The following is a 1,612-nucleotide window of genomic DNA, read 5'->3' as shown; positions in this document are numbered from 1 at the left end:
CCAAGGACCCTCTGATTAACAGTCAGATGCTCTAACCAACTGAGCTAAGAAGGAATAACCTAATAGGTTAAGTATGTTTTTGCTAAAATTTTTGCTCCCTCTCTTGGGCTCGAACCAAGGACCCTCTGATTAACAGTCAGATGCTCTAACCAACTGAGCTAAGAAGGAAGTTGCATGTTTATTTTAGCGAGTGCAAATATAATTGAATTTTTATTCTATCAAAAATATTTAAACACTTTTTTGTTTTAATTTACTAATTTGTCTAAAATCAACTGATAAATGTCTTTTCCAAACGTTAATGCCATTAAGGAGAGTAGAAAAATCATTCCTCCCGTTTGCACGTAACCCGCCGCTTTGTCTGATAATTTTTTACCAGTAATCATTTCTACTATAGTAAACAAAGCATGTCCGCCATCTAAACCTGGAATAGGTAATAAGTTCATAAAGGCTAAACCTATTGAAAACAAAGCCGTGAAATTCCAAATAAATTCCCAATCCCACGAATCAGGTAATTGACGTGCAATTCCAATTGGACTTTTAACCTGTTTGTAAGCACCCGTTGCAGGTTTTAATATCAATTTAAATTGTTTCACATTATAAACTAACAGTTGATACGATTCTTTTACTGCGGCCGAAACCGACTCGCTAAAAGAAAGCTTGTTTGTAATTTGAAAATCAAATTTATCTTGAATTTTAGGTACAAACCCTAATTTACCTTCACTATTAACTTTTGCTCTTAGCGTTACTAACTTAGAATTTCTTTCAACAACTATATTAATCGAATCGTTTTTTAAACTTTTTAAGTCTTCTGCAAAAACATCAAAATAACTAAATTGTTTGCCGTTTACAGATTGGATTACATCGCCTTTTGCTAATTTAGCATTAGCCGCTTCAGATTTTGGAGTAACAGAATCGACAGCAATCTTTGAAATTCTTGGTTGTATAAAATTTTTCCCTTCGCCACCTAAAATTTCACCTTTTTGTTCATCAGTTAAATTTAATTTAACTTCGGTTCCGTTTCTGTCTATAATCACTTCATCACTCAATAAAACATCAATTACCGCCCAATTAAATTTTGGTTGTAAGGTACCGTCAATAGACACTATTTTATCTCCGTTTTTAAACCCTACACTTTGTCCAATTTTGCCAAAAGCCAATCCGTTTTTCTGAATTTTCTCTGTAGAAATATATTTTTGTCCTACTGTAGAAAACATTACGGTATAAATAAACCAAGCTAATAGTATGTTTACAATTATCCCACCTAGCATCACAATTAAACGTTGCCAAGCTGGTTTGGAACGAAATTCCCAAGGTTGCGGCTCCTGTTTCATTTGATCGGCATCCATACTTTCATCGATCATTCCAGAAATTTTTACATAACCACCTAATGGCAACCAACCAATTCCCCATTCGGTTTCGCCGATTTTTTTCTTCAATAATGAAAAGCCAACGTCCATAAACAAATAGAATTTTTCTACTCGCATTTTAAACATTTTTGCTGTTATATAGTGTCCAAATTCATGAAGAATTACTAAAACCGATAATATAAAAAGTATTTGTGCTACTTGAATCATTGTAATTTTGATTTGTATTTAAAAAGCAAAAGTAAGGT

The 1,612-nt window shown here is 33.1% G+C and carries 1 protein-coding gene and 1 tRNA gene; both read right to left on the bottom strand.

Features of this window, described 5'->3' with window-relative positions; translation table 11 throughout:
• Positions 1-94: 94 nt before the first annotated feature.
• Positions 95-168: transfer RNA gene (locus tag ABWP60_RS09555), tRNA-Asn, on the bottom strand.
• Positions 169-245: 77 nt separating this feature from the next.
• Entirely contained in the window at positions 246-1,574 is a 1,329-nt protein-coding gene (gene rseP / locus ABWP60_RS09550; RefSeq protein WP_353151799.1) for an RIP metalloprotease RseP, read from the bottom strand.
• Positions 1,575-1,612 lie beyond the last annotated feature (38 nt).

Source organism: Flavobacterium sp., from assembly GCF_040402895.1.
GTDB lineage: Bacteria > Bacteroidota > Bacteroidia > Flavobacteriales > Flavobacteriaceae > Flavobacterium.
Note: the sequence above shows the minus strand (reverse complement) of the source record. Positions and strands in the feature narration are given on the sequence as shown.